This is a genomic window from Enterococcus sp. DIV1937, from assembly GCF_050535975.1.
Taxonomy (GTDB): domain Bacteria; phylum Bacillota; class Bacilli; order Lactobacillales; family Enterococcaceae; genus Enterococcus; species Enterococcus faecalis.
Map to the genome: position 1 here is coordinate 996,560 of NZ_CP172909.1, position 26,199 is coordinate 1,022,758.

The following is a 26,199-nucleotide window of genomic DNA, read 5'->3' on the forward strand; positions in this document are numbered from 1 at the left end:
ATTTGAAGAGAAAAGAGGGATGGAATGAAGCGTGGCGGGAAATTATGGTGTTTCTTATCAGTGATTTTTATTGCAACATTAATTATTATGATTACTTTCTTTTACGGAGTAACGACGGTTCAAACAATTAAAGAAGTTCGTAAAAACCAAGAGCAAGCACTTTTAGCCGTCGGGGAACAGTTGGCTATTGAACCGAATGTTATTGAAGCCTTAAAGAATGATCACTATTCAGATGAATTGGAAGCGTATACGGTTCGTTTAGGTGAAATCCATCAGTTGGATTTTATCGTGATTATGAATATGCAGGGGATTCGTTTAACACATCCTGATCGCCAAAAAATAGGTAAGCATTTTGAAGGTGGCGATGAAGTGCGAGCATTAAAAGGGGAGGAACATTTGTCTGTTAGTCAAGGGAGTTTAGGAGAATCATTACGAGGTTTTGTCCCAGTCTATGATCAAGGAAAACAAATTGGGGTTGTGGCAATGGGCATTAAAATGACCTCGCTTTCACAATTGATTGAACGAACAAAAAATGATTACACAGTGAGTGTCCTTTTAAGTGTTGGTTTTGGCTTTATATTAGCCATCGTAGTTTCTTATTATTTAAAAAAACAACTTCACGATTTAGAGCCAAGAGAAATTGCTCGTCTATTAGAAGAGCGAAACGCCATGCTTGAGGAAACGAAAGACGCAATCCTTGTGATTGATACCGATCAAAATATTTTATTAGCAAATATTGAAGCAACTAAAATGTATCATAATATAACAAATAGTGAAGAAAATTTACTAGGAAAGAAACTTTCAGCATTGGTTTTATCTCCTGAAAAATTAATCGTACATTCAAAAACAGAGCAATTCTATCGCCAAAATGGCCAGGATTATTTCGTCTCAATCGCCCCGATTAATGTCCGTAAAAAAACAATTGGGCATGTTATCTTTCTGAAAAATGCGACGGAAACGTTTATTGTCGCAGAACAGCTTGTCAGCACAACAACATATGCTTCGGCATTACAAAGTCAATCACACGAATTTATGAATAAGATGCATGTCATTTATGGCTTAGTCGATTTAGAAGATTATGAGGCGCTAAAACATTATCTAGCCGATTTATTGAAACCAGAAAAGGAATTTGCACAGCGCTTAGCTATTTTGGTCAGAAATCCTATTCTAGCAGGTTTTTTAAGTGGGGAAAGAATCAAGTTTGCAGAAATTAAAACACAATTAGCTATTGAAATTTATCCAGAAATTCCACCAAATAAACGAGATGAAGATACGCAAAATTTGATTGCTATCTACCGTTATATTCATCGTTTCCTGATGGAGCAAACGTTGCCAGAAGAGATCATTGAAACCATTGATTATCAGCCAGGAAGTTTGACGACGACTTATTCGTTTGCTTATCCAAAAGAACAACTGGAACGCTTTGAGCAAGAGTTTTTCACTTCTTATTTGGCAAGATTATTAGAGAATGCGGAAGCGACATTGACTTGGGAAAACCAACAAAACAATTGGCTTGTCCTTCGCATAAATGTTCATTACGAAGGAGCAGAGGAAAATGAACCTATTGATTATTGAAGACGATCCTATGGTTGCATATATACATCAAAAATATCTTGAAAAATTAATTCACCAACCGACTATTTTTACGGTTGCAACAATTGCTGAAGGTCTACAATTAACGAAAGAAAAACAACCAGTACTTGTTTTATTAGACGTTCATTTAAAAGATGGCAACGGCTTGACCTATCTGGCAACAATTAGAGATGAAAAAATTGATACAGAAGTTATCCTGATTACGGCTGCCAACGAGTTGGAAAATGTTAAACGAAGCTTACATTTAGGCGTTTTAGACTATTTAGTTAAACCCTTTTCTTTTGAGCGATTTCAACAAAGTATCGAAAACTATCAGAAAAAAGCTGCTCAATTCACGCTGGAAACGAAGGAGCTTTCGCAAACAAAAGTGGACCAATTGTTTCATTCTTCACAGACAAACGCACGTAAAAATGAACAAGCTCTTCAAAACATGTCCTTAGAAAAAGGACTAACACAAGCAACATTACAATTATTGTTAAAAAAAATAGACGAATTTACCGACTATTTTACGATTCAAGAATTATCAGAAGCGAGTCAGCTTTCACATGTTTCTGTTCGCAAATATGTGTTGTTTCTAGAAAAAAATAACTTTTTAGAAAGTAAAAATAGCTATTTAAAAGTGGGGCGTCCCTATCAATCGTATCGGAGAATTTAGTATTTTTTATTTTTTAGTAAATAAAAAAAGTAATTGAAAAGTGGCGAAATACAGAGGATACTCCTTTTTATTCTCATTTAAAGAACTTAATTGAGAATGGAAAAGAGGATATTATTTGTTATTTTTTGAGAATATATGATATTCTTTATTATGTAAGAAATAATATTATATGGGAGGAACGAGCGATGAAAGTTATTGTTTTAGGATCATCACATGGAGGTTATGAAGCGGTAGAGGAATTACTAAATCTTCATCCTGATGCAGAAATTCAATGGTATGAGAAAGGTGATTTTATCTCATTCTTGTCTTGTGGCATGCAGTTGTACCTAGAAGGAAAAGTGAAAGATGTTAATTCTGTTCGCTATATGACTGGCGAAAAAATGGAGAGCCGTGGTGTAAATGTCTTTTCTAATACTGAAATTACAGCGATTCAACCAAAAGAACATCAAGTGACAGTGAAAGATTTAGTGTCAGGTGAAGAACGTGTTGAAAATTATGATAAATTAATCATCAGTCCCGGAGCTGTCCCATTTGAATTAGATATTCCAGGTAAAGATTTGGATAATATTTACTTGATGCGTGGTCGTCAATGGGCCATTAAATTAAAACAAAAAACAGTAGATCCAGAAGTCAATAATGTGGTTGTGATTGGTAGTGGTTATATTGGGATTGAAGCTGCCGAAGCATTTGCAAAAGCCGGTAAAAAGGTTACCGTTATTGACATTTTAGATCGTCCATTAGGGGTGTATCTAGATAAAGAATTTACAGATATTTTAACAGAAGAGATGGAAGCCAATAACATTACCATTGCAACTGGTGAAACAGTTGAACGTTACGAAGGCGACGGTCGTGTGCAAAAAGTCGTTACAGATAAAAATGCGTACGATGCTGATTTGGTCGTTGTAGCGGTTGGTGTCCGTCCAAACACTGCTTGGTTAAAAGGTACCTTGGAATTACATCCGAATGGCCTAATCAAGACGGATGAATACATGCGGACAAGTGAGCCGGATGTATTTGCAGTAGGGGATGCTACGTTAATTAAATACAATCCTGCAGACACAGAAGTAAATATTGCCTTAGCAACGAATGCTCGTAAACAAGGTCGCTTTGCTGTGAAAAACCTAGAGGAACCAGTTAAACCTTTCCCTGGTGTTCAAGGATCTTCTGGCTTGGCCGTCTTTGATTATAAATTTGCTTCAACAGGGATTAACGAAGTCATGGCTCAAAAATTAGGAAAAGAAACAAAAGCGGTGACAGTAGTAGAAGACTACTTGATGGACTTTAATCCAGACAAACAAAAAGCTTGGTTTAAATTAGTGTATGATCCTGAAACAACACAAATTTTAGGCGCTCAATTAATGTCAAAAGCAGATTTAACTGCAAACATTAATGCTATTTCATTAGCGATTCAAGCCAAAATGACGATTGAAGACTTAGCCTATGCGGATTTCTTCTTCCAACCAGCGTTTGACAAACCTTGGAATATTATTAATACAGCGGCTTTAGAAGCGGTGAAACAAGAACGTTAATAGAAGAGAAAATAAAACCCATGAGTATTTATAGTACTCGTGGGTTTTATTTTTATTTTGTATTCAATTGATTTTTCAACTCTTGTTGGACACGAGTTAATTCTTGTTCATCCACACGTTGATAGGAAACACCATCTTGCATAAAACCAGTACCTTGAAGTTGGTCTTGTTTCACTTTACCAAAGGCACTGCGATAATCTAAGGCAATTTTTTTCATGTCATCAAAACTTAAATCTGTCTTCATATTATCAGAAACAGCTGTTAAAATTTCTTGATAGTTGCTCACGCTATTAAGACTTAAGACTTTTTGGACGATGCCTTCAATCACTTTTCTTTGACGTTCTTGGCGGCCGTAGTCACCATTAGGATCTTCGTAACGCATTCTTGAATAGGAGAGTGCTTGTTCACCATCCAATGAAATTTTACCAATCGTAAAATCATACCCGTCTTGAGAAAAAGTCAGATTATTGTTCACTTCGATTCCGCCAACCGCGTTGACTAATTCTTTTAAACCAGCCATATTAATTGAAACATAATGATTAATAGGTATATTTAAATAGTTTTCAACTGTATCCATTGCTAAAGATGCGCCACCAAAAGCATAGGCGTGATTCAATTTATCTTGTTTTCCTTGACCTGGAATATCAACATAGGTATCGCGAGCAAGACTGACTAAGGTTGTTTGCTTGTCACGAGGATTAACTGTTGCAACAATTGTTGTATCCGAACGACCTTGCTCGACACGCCCATCATCGCCTGTATCAATCCCTAATAATAAAACAGAAAAAGGCTCCTTATTGTTTAAATTGACCTGACTTTTTTTAGATCGTTCTACTGTTTCATAGGTTTTATCCATTGATTTAGAAACATCCCAATAAAGTTTTGCTCCCATTCCAACAACTGCAAGAAATAGAACCAAGATAATTCCAAAGATAATGGCAAAAATTTTCTTCCCTTTTGACATATTTTTCCTCCAATAATTTATCACAGGTTGTGATTTTTTTCTTATAGGTTAATCTTACTAATTTTTAGTGAAGAAGTATATAATAATTGTTGAAAGACTATAAAACTTTAAGGTATTTTGCATTATTTTTGCTTAATCTTTTGAAATATCTCAATTCTATTAAAATATGCGAATTAGTATATTACACGTTTTCAAAGTGTTTCATTGTTGATTAATTAGAATTTTAGTGGTATTTTTGTATTTGTAATTAGTACAGATTTTAATCGGAGGTATAACAGTGAGTAAAAAAGGATCAGATATCATAGTAGAAAGTTTAATCAATCACGAAGTGCCCTATATTTTTGGGATTCCCGGTGCAAAAATTGATGGGGTTTTTGATGCATTAGTTGATAAAGGACCAGAATTAATTTTAGCTCGACATGAACAAAACGCTGCCTTTATGGCACAAGGGATTGGTCGTTTGACGGGAGAGCCTGGCTTAGTTATTGCAACTAGTGGACCTGGTGCCAGCAATTTAGCAACTGGGTTAGTAACTGCGACTGCAGAAGGGGACCCTGTTTTAGCATTGGCTGGACAGGTGAAACGGTCCGATTTGTCAAAATTAACTCACCAAAGCATGAATAATGCTGCATTATTTAGTCCAATAACAAAATTCAGTACAGAAATTCAAGATCCAGAAACATTATCTGAAAATATTGCCAATGCTTACCGTATCGCCAAAACAGCGAAAAAAGGCGCAACATTCTTATCGATCCCACAAGATGTCACAGATAGTCCGGTGACAGGCGAAGCGATTAAGCCTTTGTCGGCTCCGAAACTGGGCCATGCATCAGCAGAAACAATCGCAGCTTTAGCTGAACGAATCAAGCAAGCGAAATTACCTGTTTTACTTTTAGGAATGCGGGCCTCTGCACGAAAAGTTACCGCAGCCATTCGTGAATTGGTTGCTATAACTGGTTTGCCAGTCGTGGAAACGTTCCAAGGAGCAGGAATTATTTCAAAAGAATTAGAAGAACATTTCTTTGGGCGTGTTGGTTTATTTCGAAACCAACCTGGGGATCGTTTGTTAAAAAGAAGTGATTTAGTGATTGCGATTGGTTATGACCCAATTGAATATGAGGCACGTAATTGGAATGCAGAAAAAGATGCGCGCGTTATTGTTATTGATGAAGTTCAAATGGAAATTGATCAATATATGCAACCGGAAGAAGAGCTAATTGGTGATATGTCTAAAAATATTTTGAAATTATCAGAAGCATTTAGTGAACCAATATTAACAGAAGATGCGCAAGATTATTTAGAAACGCTTCAAGAAAAATTAACGATTAAAGAAGTAAAAACAAGTACAATTGAAAATCGGTTACATCCATTAGAAATTGTTCAAACGCTTCAAGAAAAAACCACGAATGAAATGACAGTTACTGTTGATGTAGGGAGCCACTACATTTGGATGGCTCGCCACTTTAGAAGTTATGAACCGCGTCATTTATTATTTAGTAACGGTATGCAAACATTAGGTGTCGCTTTGCCTTGGGCAATCTCAGCTGCACTAGTTCGTCCAAATACACAAATTATCTCTGTTTCTGGGGACGGCGGTTTCCTATTTTCGGCGCAAGAATTAGAAACAGCGGTTCGTTTAAAGCAAAATATCGTGCATATTATTTGGAATGATGGTAGTTATGATATGGTTAAATTCCAAGAAGAAATGAAATATAATCGATCCTCTGGCGTAGATTTTGGTCCAGTTGATTTTGTGAAGTATGCTGAAGCTTTTGGAGCCAAAGGGGTTCGAGTTCATTCACAAGCAGAATTTGCCGCAGCTTTAGAAGAAGGAATGCAAACAGAAGGCCCAGTGATTATTGATGTTCCTGTGGATTATTCAGATAATCAAGAATTAGGTAAAACATTGTTACCAGATCAACTTTATTAGGAGATGGAAAAATGAGCGAACAATATGTTTATCAACATGGTACGCTAGGCGGTTTAATGGAAAGTTTGATGGCAGGAACGGCAGAAATTGGTACGTTACTCACGCAAGGTGATTTTGGAATTGGGACATTAGAAGGCTCAAATGGCGAAATTATTTTATTGGACGGTATATTGTATCATGCGAATCAAACTGGCGAAATTACTATTTTAGAAGGCGAAGAATTAACGCCATATGCCGCAGTTACTCGTTTTCAAGAAGATGGCGCATTCCCTGTATCAACGGAAACCGATGAAAATATTAAAGCACAAATTTTAGAAAAAATTAGTCCTAATTTTTTTGCGGCAATTAAAATTAGCGGTCTTTTTGCGAAGATGCATGTCCGTGTGGCACCTAAACAAGAAAAACCGTATCCACCATTTGTAGAAGCAGCACGCAATCAACCTGAATTTACAGCGGATAATATTCAGGGAACAGTTGTAGGGTTCTTTACACCTAAATTATTTCATGGTGCTTCTGCTGCAGGATTTCATTTGCACTTTATCAGTGAGGATCACCAATTTGGTGGGCACATTCTTGATTTTGGCATTAAACAAGGGACTGTTTCGTGGATGGAAACAGCAGAATTGCGACAGCATTTTCCAGTTCATGATGCTGATTATCGGAATAAAGAAATTGATATTGCAAAAGCTTTGTCCGCAATTGAAGAAGCGGAATAACTGAATAACAAGGCACATTTCTCCACGCCCATTCAAGTTGACCTAGTTAGTCAACTTGAATGGGCTTATTGCTGTTCGTCGCTTTTTGTTGTTATTTTTCAAAAAAAAATAGTATCCTTTTTATAATAAGCAAATAACAATTGGAAAGGATGGCGTAATGGACACACTTTATAGAAGTTGGCAATTGTCTGGTTGGCTCTATCATGATATTTTTGTTATCATTGTAGCAATTATTTTTATAGTAATTAGTGGTATTTTGGTTATTTCCTTAATAAGAAGGCGGAGTACAAGGAGACTGGTTCCCTATGCGTTAATTTTATTGGTTTATCTTGCAGTGGTACATTTTGCTGGTTTAATCTTTTTCGGAATGTTTCGTTCAGTAACGATTGAAGAGAAAAGTGCGACGTTTTATTCTGAAAAAACGAAAGGCTTAACTTCAATCGAGCGAATGATTATTCCAAATGGACGAACGAATGGCATTAGCACCAGTAACTCATTGTTCCAAGTGATTTCTGTTAATAGTCAGACGGGCGAACGAATGTGGAGTAAACGTTTAGGTTGGCGTGATTATTTAATTGGTCAAACAGATCAATATGTGGTTTTGAATAATGCTGATAACGAGGCCATTTACTTACTAGATACAAAAACAGGGAAAAAAGAGTTTTCCGAAGCGGATTTAGTGAAGAAATTCCCTGAATTAAAAGACTATTTAAGCTCTGATTTCGTTGATTATCGTTTTATGGATAATCGCTATCTCTATATTTATGGATTAAACAATCGATATTATCAATTAGATTTGAAAAATTGGCAGTTAAAACAAGACCCAACTTTCAAAGAAGTCTTTCAAACACAAGAAGCGCCTAAATGGACGGTAGATTCAAATGAGAGTCAAATTGGTCAAGAGCTGTCATCGGAAGAACGTGCAACAGTGCAAGGAAAACTAGAAGAGCAACTAATAGCACCAGTCTTATTAGGCAAGAAAAATGAAACAAATTATTATGTTCTGTCATATAAGAAAAGACAAAGTAATCAAGCGATAGTTGGCTTATACAATTGGCAGAAAAAAACATACGAGTGGCAAACACCGTTGCTTTTAACTAAAGAAAATGTACCTATTGATGCTTTTCAAGTAGAGGATGCGTTATTCATTAAAGTCCCGCGTTATTTATACAAAATTAACCTGAATAATGGTAATCAAGAGTATCAGTTTGATTACCGTTGGGGCCAAGTGATTCGTTAAACGAAAAGTGGTAAAGCATGCTTAGACAAATAGAAGGAGCAAATAGTCCTTATGATATAAAAAAACGCTTAGAAGAGTAGTGATTCCGCTAGTTTTCTAAGCGTTTTTTTTATTTTATGCAGGTCCAGAGATTAAATTCCAGATAATCGAACCTGTATATGCGCCAGGAAATAATTGTGAAACAGGGGTTTGGATTGCAAGAGAAATATCGGTCATGCGGCCGCTCCACATTCCTTGTCCTTTTCTATCACCAGCGTTACTCATTAAAGTCGCACCGTTACCGATAATAATTGGGTTGGTCGGGAAGTCGGGTGCAGCAGGATCTTCTGAAAAATCCAGTCCATACATTGTATTTGTCATAAAGAAACGCCTTAACGTTTTGTCATAGCGAGCATAGCCGCCTGTTAATTGAAACGTAATGATGCCTAGTAAAGAATGAGCTTCGTTTCGCATGTGTGGGATTTCAGCAGTGACATGCCAACCAGTTAAGGCTCCGCGAACATCCCCCATCCCGAAGTGTCTCATTGTATGAGTATTGCCTTCAGAAGGTCGTATAGGAACTGCCGTTAAATCACCAGAAATCGCTTGGGTTTCAAAAGTAAATTCTTTCGGAATAAAGAGCAAGTCAAAACTAGTGTTAGGATTTTCTAAATCAGGATAAATGGCATCGTCAACCGATTCATCACCAGGCAGCCCTCCAAGTTCTAGTTCAACTGAAACAGGCGTTTTTCCAGAACGGGTGGCAAAAGAAACCGATGGGTCAAAACTAAAGAGACTGAATACTAGCAACAAGGCTGCCATTGATTGATAAGTGAGTAGATTTTTTTTATTCAAGAAAGTTCCTCCTTTAGGGGCTGATAATATAAGTATACGCAAAAGGAGCTGTTTTTATTTATCAGTAATTTACAGGGAATTCGAAAATATTGAGACAGATAGTGTTTAATATTAGTAGAGAAAGATGAGTCGACAATTTTTACTTGTTGATTCTGTCTTTTTTGAGCACAATTCGTTATATCAAGCATGCTAAAATATAAAAGAAATCATCAAGTATCACTAATCAAAATGGAGAGGAGGAGAAAACTTTGAGTAAGTGTTTCGGGTTGTTGATGATTTTATTTGTATTATCTGGCTGTTCAGGAAGTAGGAATTCGCAACAGGAAGTCGTTATAGAAAAGTCTGCTAATAATGACAAAGCAAGACAATTTGTTGATCAAAAAAATCCGCATTTAGGAACGCAATTAGAAGCAGAATCTTATACTAAACAGGAAGCGATTGAATTTTTACAAAATGGTTTAGGGATACCAACGAATGACTCGGCGTTTCATTATACGTTTAAGCAGTCAAATAAAGGAAGTTATGTTGTTCAAATTATATCTGAAAAGAATAGTGTCTCAAAAGAGAATGAATTGTTCGGATATTATCAGGTGTATCAAGATGGTATTATAGTGAAAATGATGGAAAAGGATCAAACGTTCCAAGAAAATTAAGTGATAAATAAAAAAGTTGACAAAAAACACAAACAGTCTTGTTTGTGTTTTTTTGTTTAATGTTCGTGTTTTATTTTTTAATAACCTTTTTCGAAAAAATATACGAACGTTCGGGTTTAAAAACGAACAAAAAGATGAAAATGTGTTGAAATATACGTTTTCCTTGCGTATACTGATGAAGTGAAAAAACGAACGAGGAGTGTACGAATGAACAAGAAAGTTCCTTATTTAATTGTGGCACCGGGGCTAGTACTATTATTATTTTTCTTAATGATTCCATTAATTACTAGCATTTTGCCAACCATTTTTACTGATCATGGCTTGACACTAAATCAGTATGTTACTTTTTTTAAAGATGACTATAATGTTTCAATTTTCTGGCGAACGATAAGAGTTTCGTTAATTGTGACGGGTATTTCAATCGTGTTGGGCATTCCAACGGCATACTTTATTGCTGGGGTTTCCAAAAAATGGCGTGGGTTTTTAATGGCTATGACCTTGTTTCCACTATTAACCAATTCAGTTATTCGAAGTTTTGCTTGGATTAACATTTTAGGAAAAAACGGTGTAGTGAATACGTTGTTATTAAAAACAGGCTTAATTGAGCAACCGCTGAATTTATTGTATACAGAATTTGCAATTATTATCGGTTCAGTGTATTTATTTTTACCAACAATGATTATGACCTTAGTTGGGGTTATGGAAAACATTGAAGGAGAAATGCTAGAAGCGGCTGAGACGCTAGGCGCCAATCCAATGACGGCTTTTCGGAAAATTGTTTTACCTTTATCAATTCCAGGCACCATCGTAGGAAGTATATTAGTGTTTACAGGAACTTTAACGGCTTATACGACGCCACAGCTGTTAGGTGGTAACCAAAAAATGATGATGTCGACCTTCTTATATCAAAAGGCTAATACTTTAGGTGATTGGCAATCGGCGAGTGTTCTTGCATTTATTATGATTTTAACAACATTAATTGTGATGAAAGGCCTAGACATGGTCGCTAAGAAAGTAGATCGGAGAGAAGCAAATCATGCGTAAGCAAAAAGGACTATCTGTTATTGCAATTCTAGTTTTTCTGTTTTTATTTTTACCATTATGTTTGATTGTGGTGACTTCTTTTGGAACAGCCGCAGCGATTCAATTTCCGATTAAAGGATTTACTTTAGATTGGTACGCCAAAGCATTACAATCGGAAACGTTTATGGACAGTTTTAAGTTAAGCTTGTTGATTGGGGTATTAGCGACTGTTTTAGCATTAATAGTAGGGATTCCGGCTTCCTATGCGCTGGCACGTTATTCCGTTCGCGGGCGCAACTTTATTAAAAGCTTTTTCTTATCCCCAACTGTGATTCCAGGAATTGTGGTCGGGTATACGTTATTTCAATATATTGTTATTAAATTAGGTTTGCCTGTCTTTCAAGGATTATTAATGGGGCATTTTTTAATTAGTTTGCCTTATATTATTCGAGTGGTTGGGTCAAGTATGGAACAACTAGATTATTCAATGGAAGAAGTAGCTTGGACATTAGGTTGTACAAGATTGCGAGCTTTTATTCAAATTGTTTTACCCAATGTGTCTTCAGGAATTTTTGCAGCCTTTATGTTAGCATTTGTCAATTCGTTTAACAATGTTCCTGTATCGATGTTTTTATCAGGTCCCGGTGTGACGATGCTGCCTACTTCTTTATTAAGTTATATGGAATACAATTATGATCCAACTGTTTCAGCAATTTCTGTATTGTTGATGCTACTAACAATGGGCTTAATGTTTTTAATTGAAAAAACGTTGGGACTAGCTTCCATTGCTTAAAACATGGAAGAAGCACGAGATAGAAAGAGGAGAAAATTTTGACTTTTGTGGATTTAAAAGATATTCGCGTCAGCTATGACGGAAAACAAGATATTTTAAAAGATTTAAATATTTCAATGGAAAAAGGAGAGTTAGTTTCTTTATTAGGACCGAGTGGTTGTGGTAAAACGACTACGTTAAGAGTGATTGCTGGATTAATTAAGCCAAACGACGGACAGTTTTTCGTTGACCAAGAAGAACTAACAAAGGTTCCTGTCCATAAAAGAAACTTCGGGATGGTTTTTCAAAGCTATGCGTTATTTCCCCATTTAACGATTGCAGAAAATGTCGCTTTTGGGTTGAAATTACGCAAAGAAAGCAAACAAACCATGGACCAAAAAGTCACGGAAATGCTAAAAGTATGTGGTTTAGAAAGCTTGGGCGACCGTTATCCAAAACAATTATCTGGTGGTCAAAGACAGCGGGTTGCGCTAGCACGTGCTCTGATTATTGAACCTAAACTATTACTACTAGATGAACCGTTGAGTAATTTAGATGCAAAATTGCGAGTGGCAATGCGGATTGAAATCAAACGGATTCAACAACAATTAGGCATTACGACAGTTTTTGTCACACATGACCAAGAAGAATGTTTTTCTATTTCAGATAAAGTGGCCATTATGAATAATGGCGTGATTGAACAATATGATTCACCAGAAACGATTTATCGTTTGCCTCGTACTAAGTTTGTCGCTGAATTTATCGGTTTTGAAAACTTTTTCTCTGTCGAAAAAATGGAAGCTGGTCATTATCGGACACAAACAAATCAAATAGTGAAAACGACTAATCCTGAACCAAATGTTACAACGACGGTGGCAACGATTCGTCCAGAGGACATTGAGATTGTTTCAGAAGCTGCTACTAATACTGTCGCAGGTACTGTCGCTGTCCGAACATTTTTAGGGAAAAGCTATCAATATGAAGTGGAAACAGCGTTAGGTACATTGCTGGTTAATGGAACAAGTGAACAGTTATATGAAACAAACGAAACCATTCACTTGGCTTTTCCAGCTGAGAAATTAGTTATTTTAGAAAAATAAAAACCATTTTGGAGGAAGATTTAAAAATGAAAAAACGCGTAATTTTAGGGACATTAGTCGCTGCAACGTTATTAATGACTGCTTGTGGAAACAGCGAAGCAACTACGAAAAGCGAGAGCAAAGGTGGAAGTAATGCTTTAGTCGTTTCAACTTTCGGATTAAGTGAAGATATTGTCAAAAAAGACATTATCGCTCCGTTTGAAAAAGAGAATGAAGCGAAAGTTACCTTAGAAGTAGGCAATAGCGCAGACCGCTTTACGAAATTAAAAAATAATCCCAATGCGGGAATTGATGTCATTGAATTAGCACAAGCAAATGCAGCACAAGGTGGAAAAGAAGGGTTATTTGAAAAAATTACAGAAAAAGAAGTACCTAATTTAAGTCAGTTAACGCCGGGAGCAAAAGAGGTTTTTGAAAGTGGTGCTGGCGTACCAATCGCTGTAAACAGTATCGGGATTGTTTACAACAAAGAAAAATTAGGCAAAGAAATTAAGAACTGGGATGACTTATGGTCAGCTGATTTGAAAGGTAAAATTTCTGTTCCAGACGTTGCCACGACGGCAGGTCCTTTAATGTTATACGTTGCCAGTGAACATGCTGGTCAAGATATTACAAAAGATAACGGGAAGGCCGCTTTTGAAGCGATGAAAGAATTAAAACCAAACGTTGTTAAAACGTATTCAAAATCGTCAGACTTAGCTAATATGTTCCAATCTGGTGAAATTGAAGCAGCTGTGGTTGCTGATTTTGCGGTTGATATTATTCAAGGCGCAGCAGAAAACGTGACGTATGTCGTCCCAGAAAGCGGCACGTATGCCAACTATAATACAGTCAATATTCCTAAAAAAGCACAAAACAAAGAAACCGCCTTTAAATTTGTTAACGCACGGATTAGTGAAGAATCACAAAAGGCCAAAGCGATTTCATTAAATGAAGGACCTACAAATCAACAAGTAACGTTAAGCGAAAAAGAAGCGAAAAATAAAACATATGGTGCCATTGCCGAACGTGCCAAAACAGTCGATTTTAATTTTATTAATAGTCAACTAGCGGATTGGATTGATCAATGGAATCGGACGATGAATCAATAGTTTTAGAAAAGAGGGACAAAATGAACGTCGATGTATTACTAAAAAATGTGTGGCTGTATCAAACAGTCACTCAAACATTCGTTCAACGAAATGTTGCGATTAAAAATGATAAATTTTATTACATTTATGAAGAAGAGAACGTCAATTTGCAGCCCAAAAAAACAATTAATGCCGAGAATCAATGGATGATTCCCGGCTTAATTGATGCACACATGCATATTGAAAGTTCCATGACGACACCTACTATTTTTTCCAAAGCAGTAGTGCGTTACGGTGTGACAACGGTGATTGCCGATGCCCATGAAATGGCTAACGTATTTGGCTTAGAAGGCTTAAAAGCTTTTATGGCCGCTGAAACAGAACTAGATATCTTTCACGCAATTCCTTCCTCGGTTCCTTCGACCACTCCCGAATTAGAAACAACTGGTGGGATTATCGGCTTAGCAGAAGTAGCAGAATTACTCAAAGAGCCAAAAGTGATTTGTTTAGGGGAAGCCATGAATTTTAAAGGGATTTCCTATGAGCCAGATTCTTTAATTCGTCAAATTATCGATTTGTGTCAAAAACAACGACCAACCATGCCTTTAGAAGGCCACTGTCCTAAAATCGAAGATCAAGAGTTAGCAGATTTTCTATATAGTGGTATCACTTCAGATCATACCCATCAATTTCCTAAAACGTTAAAAGAAAAAATTGAAGCGGGCGTCTTTATTCAATTTCAAAATAAATCAATCACTCCTGAAAACATTCAGGTGATAGTAGACAATGACTTCTACAATTATGCAAGTATTATCACGGATGACGTGATGGCTGATGATTTGCTAAAAGGTCATCTAAATGAAAATGTCAAAAAAGCCGTTCATGCAGGATTGCCTATCGAAAAAGCCATTTATATGGCAACTTATACGCCGGCCAAACGAATGGGTCTCCATGATCGTGGCGAAATTGCACCTGGTAAAAAAGCTGACTTTTTGTTATTAAATGACTTAGAAAGTTTTGATATTAATACGGTTTATAAATCTGGAAAGGTCGTTTTTGAAAAAGGTGAGCCCTTCCATTATCCAGAAAAAATTGAAGAGTTTCCAGGCGCTTACCAACAAACCATCCAATGTAAAAAGTTAACAGAAGAAGATTTACTTTTAAAGGTGGCTACAACAAAAGAAACAGTTCGTTGTAATGTGATTCAAAAACAAGAAATTGGTACATTTACAGAGCGAATTACAAAAGAAATTCCTGTTGAAAATGGATTGTTGCAATGGCAAAAAGCCAACTGCGCCTTATTAATTGTGATGGAACGTTACGGAAAAAATGGTAATATTTCTTTTTCTTTAATGGATCAACCCCTTTCCGAGAAAGGAGCCATTGCGACAACCTGGGCCCATGATCATCATAATTTAATGGTGATGGGTAATACGATTGAGGATATTCTGTTAGCGCAGAATGAATTATTAGCGATGCAAGGCGGCTATTTGGTTGCTTCGGATCAGCAAGTGATGGCAACTTGTCCTTTACCAATTGGTGGGATTTTATCGCAAGCACCGATTGAACAATTAGGCGCTTCTTTACAAAAAGTCCGACAAGCTATGCAAGCGTTAGGTTATCAAAATATGAATGAAATCATGTCCTTTTCTACACTATCATTACCTGTCTCGCCAGCCATTAAAGTGACAGATTTTGGGATGATGGATACGAAGTCACAACGTTTCTATCCATTAGTTTTTCCAGAGGATGGAGTTCTTTTGCATGAAAACACTCATTAAAAATGTGCATATACTAACAATGGATGAGCAATTTTCAGAAATCAAAGCCGGCTATTTAGTGATTGAAGAAGATACAATTGTGGAATTAGCACCAATGACCACACTTGATGAAAAGCGAATGGCTGTAAATCAAGTAATCGATGGTCAAAATGGAATTTTAATGCCTGGGATGATTAACACCCATACCCATGTAGGCATGATTCCGTTTCGTTCGTTAGGAGACGATGTGCCAGATCGACTCCGGCGTTTTCTTTTTCCATTAGAACAATTCATGACAAAAGAATTAGTAGGATGCAGTAGTGATTATGCAATTGCTGAAATGTTACTGAGTGGTATTACGAGCTTTTGTGATATGTATTATTTTGAAGATGAAATTGCTAAAAGTTGTAAAAAAATGAGTGTTCGTGCTTTGCTCGGAGAGACGATCATTGATATGCCCACTTGTGATAGTCCGGAGCCTTCAGGCGGTCTTTTTTACGCGGAAACCTTTATTCGCAAGTGGCAAGGCCATCCGTTGATTACGCCTATACTTGCGCCACATGCACCGAATACCAATTCACCAGAAGTGTTGGCGAAAATTATTGAACTTAGTCGGCGATACCAAGTTCCTGTGACCATGCACGTTGCTGAAATGACTTATGAAATGGCTGAGTTTGAAAAAGCCTATCAAAAAACACCAATTGCTTTCTTAGAAGAACTGGGTTATTTGAGCGAGCCGTTTATTTTAGCTCATTGTATTTTGGCAACAGATGAAGATCTTGCGAGTTTAGCTGCTACTAATGGAAAAGCGCGTGTCGCTCATTGTATCGGTGCGAATACTAAATCAGCCAAAGGCGTAGCGCCGATTAAGCAAATGCTTGATCAAGGGATTATTGTCGGTTTAGGAACGGATGGACCTAGTAGTGGGAATACATTAGATTTATTCACCCAAATGCGCATGGTTGCGAATTTTCATAAGACAGCACACCAAGATCGCTCCTTGTTTCCTGCTAAAGAAATTGTTTATCTGGCAACGATGGGGGGCGCTAAAACGTTAGGCTTGGCGGAGCAAGTCGGTTCATTGGAAGTGGGCAAAAAAGCGGATATAACATTAATTGAAACGCAATCAGTTAATATGTTTCCGATTTTTGATGCCTATTCAGCATTGGTTTATTCAGCAAATGCTAGCAATGTTGAAGCCGTTTGGGTGAACGGTCAACAGTTAGTTGCCAATAAAGAATTACAACAAGCTAATCTCAAAGAAATCAAGGAAAAATTATATCAGGCCATGAATACGTTTGTGAAAGAAGCTAAAAAAAGAGCTGCTCTCTAAACAAAGCAAGTATGACGTATCGGATTGATTAAATAACGCTGAATTGACGTTTAGTGATTCAGGTTCTAATAGAGCGCAGACAAACTTTTAATGAAAGAGTTGTCTGTGTTCTTTTTTGTTATAAACATTTTTCTTTTTCTATATATATTTTTAAGGTAAGTTGTATTATAGTAAGTTTGAGAAGATGAGAATGAGAGGAAAAGCAATGAATATACAACGGTTTATAGAAAAACGCAAAGCACGTGGTTTGTCGCAAAGTGAATTAGCTAAAGGGATTTGTACGCAAGTTACGGTTAGTCGCTTTGAAAAGAATGGTCAAGTCCCAACTTTAAAAATATTGATCCAACTATGTAATCGTTTAGAGCTACCTTTGGGGGAACTCTTCCCGCGCGTAGGGATTAAACAACCTGAAATTCTTGAAAAAATGGAAGAAGCAGAATTCTTCTTGATTACCAGCGAACATGACCAATTGCAAACAATTTTAAAAAATATTCCTTTTGATGAAATCAAAGATTCCCAACTGTTATTAGAATATTATTATTTACAAGGCTTTGTCATGATTTTTCAAAATGCTTCGTTGATGGATTGCTTATTTACCTTTGAAAAACTTCTGTTTGAAGAGCAAAAATACACGAGCGATATTTACCGTTTGTTAGCTTTTACTGGAATTGGCATGGCCTATGCCAAAGAAGGCGAAATTGAGAAAGCCGAATTTTATTTCAATAAGGTCTTCAAGGAAATTTATCTTTATACTATTCAATCAATGGAAGATACTTGGCGAGTATTAAATGTTGTCTTTCACTGTGGTGTTTTTTATGCAGAAAAAGGCGATTTAGAAACAAGTGATGCTTTGTTAGAGTATGCGATTTCCATCTGTTCTGATAATCACGTCACGTATTACTTGGCAAGAGCAGCTTTCCAGCTTGCGAAAAATGCCTTAGCTGAAGAAAAGCCGCAAGAGCAAATTTTAGAACTACTACAAGATGCCCGCGCGTATGCAAAAATCAATAAAAACCGCATCTTGTTGGAAGCAATTCAAACATTGAAAGAAACAATTTTATCTAAGAATAATTAGTTTATATAGAAAATTATATATTTATTTTCAAAATATAATAAAAAAAGCGTTTTTTAAAAGAGTTCAAGACGCGTTACGACCTTAAATGAAAATTTTAAGGTCGTTATTTTATATAAAAAAATATATAAACGACTTGACTGGCATCAAATAAAGGCGTATGATTCATTTGTGAATAAATGTGAAATAAAACACAATCTTTCGTGGAGAGGAAGTCTTGAGGTGCAACAAAGTCAAACTATTTATTTGATGGGCACAGTAATAGATGTATTTGTAGACCATGAAGAACCTGAAAAAATTCTAGAAGAAGTGCATCAACGATTGATCACTTATGAACAACGCTTTAGTGCAAATGATTCAACTTCGGAACTGATGGCTGTCAATCAACAAGCTGGGCAAAAACCAGTCAGCGTTCATCCAGAGTTGTATCAATTAATTGCATTAGGGAAAAAGCATAGTTGTGATCCAGCTAGTCATTTGAATGTTACCATTGGCCCACTAGTTCAAACGTGGCGAATCGGTTTTAAAGATGCCCGTGTCCCGTCAGAAAAGGAGATTAAAGCCTGTTTGAAAAAAATTAATCCAGAAAAGATTCACTTAAATCCATTAAAACAAACGGTTTTTTTGGAAGAAGAAGGAATGAAATTAGATCTGGGGGCTTTAGCAAAGGGCTATATCGCTGATTTACTAATTGCCTATTTGAAAGAAGTCCATGTGACGTCTGCTTTGATTAATCTGGGCGGCAATATTGTGACATTGGGGCCCTCTACGCATCAAAACAAAAAATGGCGAATTGGTATTCGCAATCCGCAAAAATCCAGAGAAACAATCAGCTTACTTGTCGAAGTGGCTAATCAATCGGTTGTGACGTCGGGCATTTATGAAAGAAGTTTAACCGAAGCTGGGCGAGTCTATCACCATTTGTTGGATCCGACAACCGGATACCCATTGGAAACTGAAATGGCCAGCATCACAATTATCTCGGATGCTTCAGTGGATGGTGAGATTTGGACAACGCGTTTATTTGGTTATCCAATTCCAGAAGCGCTTGAAATCCTCAATCAACTAGATGGGATTGAAGGAGTCATCATTACACAAGACCAGCAAATTTTATATAGCAGCGGGTTAGCAGATACTCTTCACATTATCCATTCATAGAACCGAAAAAGAAAGGACAGCTCATTATGAAAAAAATTATCGGCTTAGTAGGAACGAACTCAGAGCAATCAACCAATCGTCAACTTTTGCAATTTATGCAACACTATTTTGCGCAGGAGGCTGACATTGAACTAGTTGAAATTGTTGACTTTCCTATGTTTAACAAGCCAGAAGACAAAGCTTTGCCAGAAATAGTTAAAACGGTTGCTGAAAAAATTGAAGCAGCAGATGGCGTCATTATCAGTACGCCTGAATATGACCATGCGGTGCCGGCTTCTTTGATGAATGCCCTAAGTTGGTTATCTTACGGGATTTTTCCGTTTGTTGATAAACCAGTTATGATTACTGGTGCATCCTATGGCACGTTAGGTTCCTCTAGAGCACAAGCGCATCTGCGTCAAATTTTAGATGCTCCTGAATTGAAAGCACGAATTATGCCAAGCTCTGAATTTCTATTAGCGCATTCCTTACAAGCTTTTGATGAAAACAATGCGTTAAAAGATTCAGAACAAATAGATAAACTAGCTGGTTTGTTTGCAGATTTTTGTGTATTTATTGAAATTACAGAACAGCTGAAACATGCGCATGCGCAAAATAAAAAAGAAGCAGAAAATTTCTCATGGGAAACGATTTAACGAAATGGAGTGAATAAAATGAAATTAATTGGGATCGTCGGATCAAACGCTGATTCTTCTTATAATCGGTTACTACTGCAATATATTGGCAAAGAGTTTTATAAAATGTTCGACTTGGAAATTTTAGAAATTAAAGATATTCCAATGTTTAATCAAAGTAAGGATCAAACGAACAGTGTCTTGATTCAGAATATGAATCGCAAAATTTTACAAGCAGACGGCGTAATTATTGCGACGCCCGAACATAACCATACCATTCCTGCCGGTTTGAAAAGTGTGTTAGAATGGTTATCTTTCAAAATTCATCCGCTGGAAAATAAACCAGTAATGATTGTTGGTTGCTCTTATTATGATCAAGGAACCTCACGTGCGCAATTACATCTCCGTCAAATTCTTGATGCACCTGGTGTCAATGCAATCGTGATGCCTGGAAACGAGTTTTTATTAGGAAAAGCTAAAGAAGCATTTGATGAAAACGGCAACTTAATTGCGGAGGGAACACGTCAATTTTTAGAAAGCACATTACAAAAATTCGTCGAATTCATTGATGTGATTTCAAAATTAGAAGGGGCTAAGCCAAAAGACTTACCTGAAGATTTACATGCAAAAGGAACCATTGAAACAACGATCGAAGGGGTTGATATGGCAGCAGATGATTGGGTAGAACAAGCAGCAGAAGCGGTTCAGGCTGTGGAAGGCGACACATACGTAAAATTAGATCGAGGCATTTTAACCGTAGATCAGCTAAATTATTTCTTAAAATCAATGCCAATGGAATTGACTTATGCAGACAGTAACAATCAATTTTTATATTACAATAAAAAAATGGCTGCTGAAGAAATGTTTGCTAAACGGCAACCAGGACAAGTTGGTAATCCATTAGCGAATTGCCATCCGCCAAAAGCATTGAAAAATGTAGAATGGGTGATTCAACAATTACGGTCAGGAAAAACAGATGCTATTCGCGTTCATGTTCCAATGCACGGACCAGATACCTATGTAGTGCATAATTATCAAGCGATGTATGATGATAATGGAAATTACGCGGGAATTAATGAGTATATTTTAGACTTTAAACCAATTGTTGATTGGTATTTAAAACAAACTGGGCAAGAATTAGTCGGTGGAAAAAACGTCGATGCAGTCAGTGGTGCCTCCAAAAAAGAAGCGCCAGAAACGGCAGATAGTGTCTCAAGTGCATCAGTCCATGAAGAAGAGTCAGCGACCGAAAAGCCAACAGTTGACAGCGTTTCTAGCGCTTCAATTAAAGAGTAAAATAACAGCAAAAAATAGCGGCAACAAGTAGTCATACTGTATTCAGATTAGCAATGCCAAATGAGGACTTTTATTGACAGAAGCTGATACTTAAAAGAGTAAGAACTTTATAGGAAGATAGTATAGAAGACGAACCAAAAGTTTCAATCATTTTTGACGAATAGGCTAGAAAAGAAACAGAAAATTAGTCAAACAAATCAGCTTTTCTTTAAATTTAAAGTAAAAAAATAACAAAAAAAGCCTCCTTGGTGACGCAAGGGGGCTTTTTTTGGTTAAAATAATACTTTTCTATGAAGATTCCTAAATATTGAAAGAATCATTTTTAAATTTGTGGAAAAAATAAGCAAGATTGACACTCACGTCTTGTTAAAAAAATAGATACTTAAGGCGTGATAGTTTGGAGTTGAAAATGTGACTACTTTGTTAGATGAATTATTAGACCAAGAATTCCGAGATAAATTACTTATTTATCAAACTTTTATGAATAGTGAAGGTCCATTATTAAAAGAAGAATTTTATGGATATTTTGATTTATCCACTCAAAAGTTAGAATCGTTGTGCCGTCAAATAAATTATGAATGTACACAGATTTCTTCAAGGAGTCAAATTCTTTTTCCAGCTAAAGGACTGATTAGTGCGCAAAAATTATCGCAAATTGATTATCAAGCCTTAAGAAAATATTATTTTGATCAATCACTAATGGCCAAGTTGCTTCTTGATGTGGGTCTCTATCAAAAGCATACGATTCAAGAGTTTTCTCAAATTCATTTTATGAGCAAAAGCAAAATTTATGCCTTCTCGTATAAGCTAAATCTGATTTTAGCTAATTGGCGTATTAAATTAAAGTCAACAGGCTTGGTTGGAGAAGAGAAAAATATCCGAAGTTTTTGTTTTCAATGCTTGTATTATTTTTATGGAAGTAATCAAGAAAGGCTGCCTAACATTTTGCTGGAAAATAGTCCTGGCATTAAACGATTTATAAACGATTTACAACTGATGTATCAAAGAACGTTTAGTCTTAATCAAAGCGCACAACTATTTATTCTTTTAACGATCCAACGTTTTCGTGTATTTTCTGATCATGTAGTGGACTCTTTTACGGAAGTTCATGTGCCTAGCTGTTTACAGCATGCGTTTGAAAAAATTTATACAAGCGAAACCCCTCTTTTTAAAGAGGATTTTGGCAAAGAGACTTCATATATTTTTCTTTTTTTAAGTTTAAATGAATACATTGATAGTCCGATTGTTTTTCCAGATAAGTTAACCATGTTAGACGAATTTATTGATCATATGAATAGTGTTATTCCTTTCTTTGAAAAGCGAATTACGGTGGAAACAAAAGAAAAATTAAAGTTGATTTGTTATCGCTGGGACCGCCTATACTTTTCAGTGGCTGCATTTATTCCCGCCAAGCAGAGCAGTTTCTTTGAAGAGCGGTTTCCTCAAATTCATCGCGCCTTAGATGGTTTTATACAAAAGACAGAGTCGCTGTATCAAAAACGATTTTTAATGTATGAACGCGTGCATCTATACTATGATTTTATGTTTTGTTTGTTAAATGATCGGTCTTTTTGCGCAATTGAAAAAACGATTCATGTATTTGTTGATTTTTCTGGTGGGGAGGATTATAACCGCTTTATTGCAAAAATTATTGCTTCTTTCAATTATATGGATGTCATGATTGATCACAAATTAACCTTAGAAACCGATTTGTATTTGTCCGATTTTTATAGTTCGAAAGTACGGTGTCGTCAATTGACATGGCGTCATTTGCCGGAAACAAAAGATTGGCAAGTATTTGCTGAGGTGGTCAGAGAACTAAGAAAGGGAGAGACTCAGAAAAATGAGCACTATGAGAGAGACCCAATCGAGATGTGGCGAGAACAAGAATACGAAGGATAGTCAATTGAGACATGCAGGTAACTATAAAGACTTAACTGGTCAAAAGTTTGGTGAGTTGACAGTAGTAGCACCAACGGTAAAAAGAAAAGAAGGGCTAATTGTTTGGGCCTGTCGCTGTTCTTGTGGGAGCTATACAGAAGCTTCAAGAAGACAACTAATTCGTGGGTATCGAACCAAATGTGCGCACCATCGCTATCAAACAATGTTGAAAAAAAACTATCATGAATTAGTCGTGGTACGGATCGAAAGTATTCAACAGACAATGAAAGCGTATTGTCTGTGTTCGTGCGGACAATCTTGCTGGGTTCGCTGTGAAAATTTGTTGAATGGCCATACCAAAAGTTGCGGTCATCGTAAAAAGAAGGATTACCGACAAAGAGTTGCTGGCGTAATTCCAGGGAAGTTACAAAGTAAACGCCCCAAAAATAATAGCAGCGGACACAAAGGAGTGAGCCAGACCGCTTCTGGGAAATGGCTGGCTTATATCTCTTTGAAAGGCAAGCGTCATAACTTAGGTATCTTTACGAAAAAAAGTGAAGCAATTTTAGCAAGAAAATTAGCAGAACGTCGTCTATTTCAACCAATTTTACAACAAGAAATAGTGACTATAAATAAGGAAGATTAGCAACAGAGAGGATGCGAAAGATGTTAGCAGGCTTATTTTCAGTAACTGGAATGATTTTATTGGGGATTTTATTTTGCTTAATTGGTTATCAAACGTTTCGAAAACATCATCATTAAGAGAAGAATGTTCTAGCTAGATAATTTCATCGACAGATGAAATTATCTAGCTTTTTTTATAAAAAAGCTAAGAAAAGGATAAGAGATTGTGGAAATTCTTTAGGTTGTTTAACAAAGCCTTAATTTCCTTTGTTTTAGATTGTGGTTAAGAAGATTTTTCTCTATACTAAGTCTTCGGAAATCAAAGAAAAGAAAGGAGCGAGTGATGTGGTAAAAAAAATTGGTTTAAGTATAATGCTCTTATTTTTTTTCTTAATTATCGCACTCCCAATCTATGCGTGGAAGATTGAGCCGAATTTAGTTCACGTTAATCAGGTGACTTTGGGAAAGAAAAATCAACGAGAACCATTGAATGTTGTGCAACTTTCGGATATACAAGTTTCAGAATTTTATGAGACGAAGCGGTTAGATAAAGTCATAAAAAAAGTCAATCGTGAAAAACCAGATATTATCGTTTTTACAGGTGATTTATTTGACAATTATGCCAAAAATCCGCAACAAAAAGAACCGATGATTGAAAAGTTAAAACAGTTACAAGCGACAATTGGAAAATATGCAGTTTGGGGAAATCATGATTATGGTGGCGGTGCTTCTGCGGTGTATGATGAAGTCATGGAGGCCAGTGGATTTACCGTTATGAAAAACCAAGGAGAAACAGTAACCTTAGCAGATGGACGCCGTCTTTTTATTGGTGGTTTAGATGACTCGTTATTAGGAAATCCTTCCGTTTCAGAAACATTATCCTATCGAGAAACGTATGACTATGCGTTATTAATGACCCATGAACCAGATGTCGCGGATGCATTTGTTGGTACGGGTACACAGTTAGTTTTAGCAGGACATAGCCATGGCGGACAAATTTGGATTCCTTTTTATCCAATCACAAATGTTTTAGCAGAAAAGTATACCAGAGGATTGTATCAGTTGGACCAAGAAACGCAACTATATGTTAATACAGGCTTAGGGACGACCGCCATTCATGCCCGTTTTGGGGTGATCCCTGAAATTACACATTTTACTATCTATATTTAAAAAGTCTGGTCAATCCGACCAGACTTTTTTCTGTTATTTAACAGAATTATTTTTAAGAAAAAGATGTTCATATTTTGGTGAAACGTTTCTATAAAATGCTTTAAAATATCTAGAAAAGAGTATTTTTATGGAAAAAGAAGTAGGAAAAATAATTTCTTTATAAATGGTCTATAGCGCTTTTTAATGCTGTTATTTTTAAATAAAACCACAATGTAAGGGTTTACAACAGTTTGAAGTGAATGTATAATCTGTTTGTAGAAACGTTTCACTAAAAAGAAAGGAACCCTGCTTATGAAAAAACTAAAAAAGTTTTATGATCAGCGGCAATTGCATTGGATGGTACTTCCGGGTGTAGCATTCATGATTGTCTTTAACTACATTCCAATTTATGGAATTATCATTGCTTTTAAAAATTATACGATTGTTGACACGGTTTCTTCTGCACCATGGGTTGGACTTGAAAATTTTCGAATCATTATGGAAGATAGTTTTTTTTGGGAAGCAGTTCGTAATACCTTAGCGATTAGTTTAATGAAACTTTTTTTAGGATTCGCTATTCCGATTATCTTAGCGGTAATGATTTTTGAAATGAGAGATGGACATTTAAAAAAAGTGATTCAGACAATTTCTTATATTCCGCACTTTTTTTCTTGGATCGTTTTAGGCGGGATGTTGATTTCGTGGCTTTCAACAAATGGCTTTATCAACCAAGTCATGATGTCGTTAGGCTTAATGAATCAGGGCGTCAATCATTTGTTAGATCCTGATAAGTATTGGTGGATTGCTGTTCTTTCTGATTTGTGGAAAGAAGTAGGTTGGGGCACGATTCTCTATCTTGCTGGCATGTCTCGCATTGATCCAACGTTTTATGAAGCGGCGAGAATTGATGGTGCTTCAAAATTAACACAAATCCGAACGATTACTTTGCCCTTATTAGCGCCGATTATTTCGTTGAACTTAATTCTAAATGTTAGCGGTTTATTGGGATCGAACTTAGATCAAACGTTGGTTTTAATGAATGCTCAAAACCAAAACAAATCAGAAGTAATTAATTCATTTGTTTATCGTATGGGGCTAACGCAAGGGGACTTTTCTTATGCGACGGCAGTTGGTTTAGGGATTTCTGTTATTTCAATTGTTTTATTAGTCATTACAGATCGCATTACTAGAAAAATGAACAATGGTCGGTCGGTTATTTTATAAAGGAGGCAA

23 protein-coding genes are annotated in these 26,199 nt (G+C 36.4%); 21 read left to right on the forward strand and 2 right to left on the reverse strand.

Annotated elements, in window-relative coordinates; all coding sequences use genetic code 11:
- Positions 1-24: 24 nt before the first annotated feature.
- The 3 genes from IGL13_RS04910 (at position 25) to IGL13_RS04920 (ending at position 3,777) form a co-directional block, all read left to right on the forward strand.
- Positions 25-1,575 carry a Spo0B domain-containing protein gene (locus IGL13_RS04910; RefSeq protein ID WP_002378211.1) on the forward strand — a complete coding sequence of 517 codons (1,551 nt, stop codon included), beginning with the start codon at positions 25-27 and terminating at the stop codon, positions 1,573-1,575.
- On the forward strand, positions 1,556-2,248 hold the full coding sequence (locus IGL13_RS04915) for a response regulator (protein WP_430604626.1): 693 nt from the start codon (positions 1,556-1,558) through the stop codon (positions 2,246-2,248). Before IGL13_RS04910 ends, IGL13_RS04915 begins: the two co-directional genes overlap by 20 nt.
- A 185-nt stretch (positions 2,249-2,433) precedes the next feature.
- Entirely contained in the window at positions 2,434-3,777 is a 1,344-nt protein-coding gene (locus IGL13_RS04920; protein WP_002378213.1) for an NADH peroxidase, read from the forward strand.
- Between the two features lie 52 nt (positions 3,778-3,829).
- Here the strand turns inward: IGL13_RS04920 and IGL13_RS04925 are convergent, their stop codons facing one another.
- The gene (locus tag IGL13_RS04925; RefSeq protein WP_002385983.1) at positions 3,830-4,741 is read right to left on the reverse strand and encodes an LCP family protein; all 912 of its coding nucleotides are present in this window, start codon (positions 4,739-4,741) and stop codon (positions 3,830-3,832) included.
- Between the two features lie 277 nt (positions 4,742-5,018).
- Here IGL13_RS04925 and alsS point away from each other — a divergent pair, with 277 nt between their 5' ends.
- The 3 genes from alsS (at position 5,019) to IGL13_RS04940 (ending at position 8,627) form a co-directional block, all read left to right on the forward strand.
- Positions 5,019-6,671, forward strand: a complete 1,653-nt coding sequence (alsS, locus tag IGL13_RS04930; protein ID WP_002357923.1) for an acetolactate synthase AlsS — start codon at positions 5,019-5,021, stop codon at positions 6,669-6,671.
- Between the two features lie 11 nt (positions 6,672-6,682).
- Positions 6,683-7,387: an acetolactate decarboxylase gene (budA, locus tag IGL13_RS04935; RefSeq protein ID WP_002378215.1), complete on the forward strand. Its 705-nt coding sequence runs from the start codon at positions 6,683-6,685 to the stop codon at positions 7,385-7,387.
- Positions 7,388-7,544: 157 nt separating this feature from the next.
- Positions 7,545-8,627: a PA2928 family protein gene (locus tag IGL13_RS04940; protein ID WP_002378216.1), complete on the forward strand. Its 1,083-nt coding sequence runs from the start codon at positions 7,545-7,547 to the stop codon at positions 8,625-8,627.
- A 114-nt stretch (positions 8,628-8,741) separates the two neighbouring features.
- On the opposite strand, the gene IGL13_RS04945 is transcribed toward IGL13_RS04940, so the two are convergent.
- A complete protein-coding gene (locus IGL13_RS04945; protein WP_002378217.1) occupies positions 8,742-9,503 on the reverse strand; it encodes a WxL domain-containing protein in 762 nt (253 codons plus the stop codon).
- Between the two features lie 230 nt (positions 9,504-9,733).
- Here IGL13_RS04945 and IGL13_RS04950 point away from each other — a divergent pair, with 230 nt between their 5' ends.
- The 15 genes from IGL13_RS04950 to IGL13_RS05020 all read left to right on the forward strand — a co-directional run bounded on the left by IGL13_RS04950 (position 9,734) and on the right by IGL13_RS05020 (position 26,190).
- Complete coding sequence (locus IGL13_RS04950; protein ID WP_002392180.1) at positions 9,734-10,114, forward strand: hypothetical protein; 381 nt, start codon at positions 9,734-9,736, stop codon at positions 10,112-10,114.
- A gap of 207 nt (positions 10,115-10,321) precedes the next feature.
- Positions 10,322-11,158 carry an ABC transporter permease gene (locus IGL13_RS04955; RefSeq protein WP_002382189.1) on the forward strand — a complete coding sequence of 279 codons (837 nt, stop codon included), beginning with the start codon at positions 10,322-10,324 and terminating at the stop codon, positions 11,156-11,158.
- Positions 11,151-11,930 (forward strand): ABC transporter permease, encoded by a 780-nt coding sequence (locus IGL13_RS04960; protein WP_002357916.1) that lies wholly within the window; start codon positions 11,151-11,153, stop codon positions 11,928-11,930. The genes IGL13_RS04955 and IGL13_RS04960 overlap by 8 nt, the downstream gene beginning before the upstream one ends.
- 38 nt (positions 11,931-11,968) lie before the next feature.
- Positions 11,969-13,009, forward strand: a complete 1,041-nt coding sequence (locus tag IGL13_RS04965; protein ID WP_002384674.1) for an ABC transporter ATP-binding protein — start codon at positions 11,969-11,971, stop codon at positions 13,007-13,009.
- 26 nt (positions 13,010-13,035) lie between these two features.
- A complete protein-coding gene (locus IGL13_RS04970) occupies positions 13,036-14,100 on the forward strand; it encodes an ABC transporter substrate-binding protein (protein ID WP_002357914.1) in 1,065 nt (354 codons plus the stop codon).
- Positions 14,076-15,860: an adenine deaminase gene (locus IGL13_RS04975; protein ID WP_002401414.1), complete on the forward strand. Its 1,785-nt coding sequence runs from the start codon at positions 14,076-14,078 to the stop codon at positions 15,858-15,860. Before IGL13_RS04970 ends, IGL13_RS04975 begins: the two co-directional genes overlap by 25 nt.
- Complete coding sequence (locus tag IGL13_RS04980) at positions 15,844-17,172, forward strand: amidohydrolase (protein ID WP_002415179.1); 1,329 nt, start codon at positions 15,844-15,846, stop codon at positions 17,170-17,172. Before IGL13_RS04975 ends, IGL13_RS04980 begins: the two co-directional genes overlap by 17 nt.
- A 184-nt stretch (positions 17,173-17,356) precedes the next feature.
- Entirely contained in the window at positions 17,357-18,247 is an 891-nt protein-coding gene (locus IGL13_RS04985) for a helix-turn-helix domain-containing protein (RefSeq protein ID WP_002382193.1), read from the forward strand.
- A 219-nt stretch (positions 18,248-18,466) separates the two neighbouring features.
- The gene (locus IGL13_RS04990) at positions 18,467-19,402 is read left to right on the forward strand and encodes an FAD:protein FMN transferase (RefSeq protein WP_010710168.1); all 936 of its coding nucleotides are present in this window, start codon (positions 18,467-18,469) and stop codon (positions 19,400-19,402) included.
- Between the two features lie 26 nt (positions 19,403-19,428).
- Entirely contained in the window at positions 19,429-20,037 is a 609-nt protein-coding gene (locus IGL13_RS04995; protein WP_002363762.1) for an NADPH-dependent FMN reductase, read from the forward strand.
- Between the two features lie 18 nt (positions 20,038-20,055).
- On the forward strand, positions 20,056-21,312 hold the full coding sequence (locus IGL13_RS05000) for an NADPH-dependent oxidoreductase (RefSeq protein ID WP_002360528.1): 1,257 nt from the start codon (positions 20,056-20,058) through the stop codon (positions 21,310-21,312).
- Positions 21,313-21,723: 411 nt separating this feature from the next.
- A complete protein-coding gene (locus tag IGL13_RS05005; RefSeq protein ID WP_002378222.1) occupies positions 21,724-23,214 on the forward strand; it encodes a helix-turn-helix domain-containing protein in 1,491 nt (496 codons plus the stop codon).
- On the forward strand, positions 23,165-23,839 hold the full coding sequence (locus IGL13_RS05010; RefSeq protein ID WP_002401417.1) for an AP2 domain-containing protein: 675 nt from the start codon (positions 23,165-23,167) through the stop codon (positions 23,837-23,839). The genes IGL13_RS05005 and IGL13_RS05010 overlap by 50 nt, the downstream gene beginning before the upstream one ends.
- A 257-nt stretch (positions 23,840-24,096) precedes the next feature.
- Positions 24,097-24,987 carry a metallophosphoesterase gene (locus tag IGL13_RS05015; protein WP_002384670.1) on the forward strand — a complete coding sequence of 297 codons (891 nt, stop codon included), beginning with the start codon at positions 24,097-24,099 and terminating at the stop codon, positions 24,985-24,987.
- 291 nt (positions 24,988-25,278) lie between these two features.
- On the forward strand, positions 25,279-26,190 hold the full coding sequence (locus tag IGL13_RS05020; RefSeq protein ID WP_002382199.1) for an ABC transporter permease: 912 nt from the start codon (positions 25,279-25,281) through the stop codon (positions 26,188-26,190).
- Positions 26,191-26,199: the final 9 nt, after the last annotated feature.